The organism is Stenotrophomonas sp. 2YAF22 (genome assembly GCF_052114665.1).
GTDB lineage: Bacteria > Pseudomonadota > Gammaproteobacteria > Xanthomonadales > Xanthomonadaceae > Stenotrophomonas > Stenotrophomonas indicatrix.
In genome coordinates, this window is record NZ_JBFRFE010000513.1 from 1 (window position 1) to 3,175 (window position 3,175).

Genomic DNA, 3,175 nt, shown 5'->3' on the forward strand with positions numbered 1-3,175 from the left:
CATGTCGAACGATTCACCACCGCCTTCGGTGGTGGTGCCCATGCGCATGTCGATGGTGGTGCCATCGGCCTTCTTCTTCAGGATGAAATTGACCACGCCGGCAATCGCATCCGAGCCGTAGATGGCCGACGCACTGCCGGTCAGCACTTCAATGCGGTCGATCATGCCCAGCGGAATGTTGGACACATCGGTGAAGTTGCTGCGGCCCTTGAACGGCATCGGGAAGTCGGCGATGCGGCGGCCGTTGACCAGCACCAGCGTGTGGTTCGGGCCCAGCCCACGCAGGTCGACCTGCTGCGCGCCCGGCGAGAAGTCGGCACCCCCCGAGGACTGCTGGCTCTGCGTCTCACCGCCGTTCTGGGTCATCGCGCGCAGCACGTCCGGCACAGTGGTGAAGCCGCTGGAGCGGATCTGCTCTGCGTTGATGACGGTGATCGGCGCCGGTCCTTCCACCTGGGCGCGCGGGATGCGCGAGCCGGTCACCTGCACCGCATCCAGCTGTTGTACCGAAGAGGAAGCGGGAGTCTGTGCCGCCGCCGAAGCAGCAACGCCCATCAACGCCAGCTGGATCGACCACGCCATCGCCTGTCTACGCATGAGAAATTCTCGGAAGTAATGCCGGCCCACAGAGGAGGGGCCCTGTCCCCCATTCACATTTCAGCAATGGGCGCGCGCATTTAACGCCTTTTTTATGTCCTTGACTACTGGGGATATGTCTGGCAAAGAGTGAAAACGGTTGCAGGTCGTTTTTGTTCAGGGAGATCAAGATGCGACGCCTTCGCTACGGGCTGCGTGCCCCGCTCATCGCCCTGCTGCTGTCGGCGTTCTGCTGGTCATCGCCGGCGGCGGCACAGGAACTGATGGACCCGGGCTTCGCCTACTACGAAGTGGGCGATCTGGATGCGCCGCGGCCCGGGCCGCGAGCCCCCGCGATGATGCTGATGGGTGGCGGCGAATGGGTGCCGGAAGCCTTCCAGTGGTGGCTGCGCCAGGCCGGCAATGGCCGTGTGCTGATCCTGCGCGCCTCCGGCACGGATGAGTTGCAGGACCGTCTGTACCGGGAGATTGGTGGCGCCACCGCCGTGCAGACCCTGGTGTTCGACAACCGCCGCGGCGCCGATGACCCGGCCGTACTGCGGGTCGTGGCTGCGGCCGATGCGATCTTCATCGCCGGCGGCGATCAGTCCCGCTACATCAGCTTCTGGAAGGGCACCGCACTCAATCGCGCACTGAATGCGCACGTGCGCGCCGGCAAGCCGATTGCCGGCACCAGCGCCGGGCTGGCCATCCTCGGCGGCTACGCCTATGGCGCGCTGGACGGCGGCAGCATCGATTCGGCCAGCGCCATGGCCGATCCGATGGGCGAGGCCGTCACCCTGGATCGCGGCTTCCTGCAGTTGCCCTATCTGCAGCGGGTGGTCACCGACACCCACTTCGACAAGCGCGACCGTCTCGGTCGCCTGATCGTGTTCGTGGCCCGCGCGGCGCATGACAGTGGTGACCCGGACATGGTCGGTATCGGCGTCGACGAAGACACGGCCCTGTGCGTGGAGCCTGATGGCCAGGCCCAGGTCTACAGTGCCGACGGCGAAGGCAAGGTCTGGGTGGTCAGCCCCGGACGCGATGCCGATCGGTTGGTGGAAGGTGAACCCCTGCGCTTCCATGCAGTGCCGGTGACTGTGGTTGCCAGCGGTAGTCGCATGCGCCTGGATGACCTGCAGGCCGACGCGGCCTACGAGGCCTTGGCTGACATCAACGACGGCGAGATTGAGGTCGTCCGCCGGTAGTGCCGGCCGCTGGCCGGCCCCCCTGGATGCATCATTGGCAAGGCGTTGCCGGCCAGCGGCCGGCACTACCAGCACAGCCCATTCCCTGAACTACCCTGGAGACGTACCCGATGAAACTGCGCCTGGCGTTGTCCGCGCTGTTGTCCCTGCCACTGCTGGCCCAGGCCGCACCCGCTGCATCACCGCTGCTGGTCATCCACGGCGGTGCCGGCGTGGAGCGCAAGGATCTCTCTCCGGCGGAAGAGCAGGCCGCGCGCGCTGCGCTGAAGGCGGCATTGCTGAAGGGCCATGCCGAACTTGCAGCCGGGCGTCCGGCATTGGCGGCGGTCACCGCGGCCATCACCGTGCTCGAGGACGATCCGACCTTCAACGCGGGCAAGGGCGCGGTGTTCACCCACGAAGGCCGCAATGAACTGGACGCCGCGGTGATGGACGGTGCCACCCAGGCAGCCGGCGCAGTGGCCGGCGTGCAGCGCGTGCGCAACCCGATCCTCCTCGCGCAGACGGTGATGCAGAAGTCCAGGCACGTGATGATGGTGGGGCAGGGCGCCGAAGCTTTCGCCAACGAACAGGGCGTGACCCTGGTCGACCCCTCCTACTTCCGCACCGACAAGCGTTGGCAGCAGCTGCAGCGTGCATTGAAGGAAGAAGCGAGTGGGCAGGCGCATGCCGACCTGGAAACCGCCAAGCACTTCGGCACGGTCGGTGCGGTGGCCCTGGATGCGCAGGGGCATCTTGCTGCGGGCACTTCCACCGGCGGCATGACCAACAAGCGCTATGGACGTGTCGGCGATTCGCCGATCATCGGTGCCGGCACCTGGGCCGATGCGCGTTGTGCGGTATCGGGTACCGGTTGGGGCGAGTACTACATCCGTACCGCGGCAGCCCATGAGATCTGCGCGCGCATGCGCTACCTCGGTCAGTCGCCGGAACAGGCGGGCAAGGGCGTGATCAACGACGCGATTCCGCAGATGGGCGGCGACGGCGGGGCGATCGTGCTCTCTGCAGATGGAAAAGCGGCAGCGCCGTTCAACACCCAGGGCATGTATCGAGGCTGGATCGGGGCCGATGGCGTCGCCCATGTGGCCATCTTTGCCGACGAGCCAATCGCGCTGCCTTGAGCAGACCCTTGCGTATCAAGGGGTTTGCGACGCGCGTGAAAAAAAGTGAAAAAAAGCGTTGACAGACCCCCGCTTCATCTCCAGAATTGCGGGCTCACCACCACACACCGCAACGCTTCGGCGGCACGGAATGGGGTGGTAAGGAGGGATACCCAAGCGGCCAACGGGGGCAGACTGTAAATCTGCTGGCTTACGCCTTCGGTGGTTCGAATCCACCTCCCTCCACCAGCTTCATGTTGTGGCACATTCCCGGTGCGGGAGTAGTTC

3 protein-coding genes and 1 tRNA gene are annotated in these 3,175 nt (G+C 65.5%); 3 read left to right on the top strand and 1 reads right to left on the bottom strand.

What is annotated here, in order from left to right:
• Positions 1 to 597 (bottom strand): TonB-dependent receptor plug domain-containing protein (locus tag AB4Y84_RS17360; RefSeq protein ID WP_442250535.1); only part of this gene is annotated, 597 nt, incomplete at its 3' end.
• Between the two features lie 170 nt (positions 598 to 767).
• Here AB4Y84_RS17360 and AB4Y84_RS17365 point away from each other — a divergent pair.
• The 3 genes from AB4Y84_RS17365 to AB4Y84_RS17375 all read left to right on the top strand — a co-directional run bounded on the left by AB4Y84_RS17365 (position 768) and on the right by AB4Y84_RS17375 (position 3,136).
• Positions 768 to 1,787 carry a cyanophycinase gene (locus AB4Y84_RS17365; RefSeq protein ID WP_442244792.1) on the top strand — a complete coding sequence of 340 codons (1,020 nt, stop codon included), beginning with the start codon at positions 768 to 770 and terminating at the stop codon, positions 1,785 to 1,787.
• A gap of 110 nt (positions 1,788 to 1,897) precedes the next feature.
• Positions 1,898 to 2,908, top strand: a complete 1,011-nt coding sequence (locus AB4Y84_RS17370; protein WP_312106324.1) for an isoaspartyl peptidase/L-asparaginase family protein — start codon at positions 1,898 to 1,900, stop codon at positions 2,906 to 2,908.
• Between the two features lie 142 nt (positions 2,909 to 3,050).
• A tRNA-Tyr gene (locus AB4Y84_RS17375) sits at positions 3,051 to 3,136 on the top strand.
• The last annotated feature ends 39 nt before the right edge of the window (positions 3,137 to 3,175 follow it).

Coding starts and splice junctions, on each gene's coding strand:
- AB4Y84_RS17370 (WP_312106324.1), top strand. CDS start 1,898: ATGAAACTGCGCCTGGCGTTGTCCGCGCTGTTGTCCCTGCCACTGCTG.
- AB4Y84_RS17365 (WP_442244792.1), top strand. CDS start 768: ATGCGACGCCTTCGCTACGGGCTGCGTGCCCCGCTCATCGCCCTGCTG.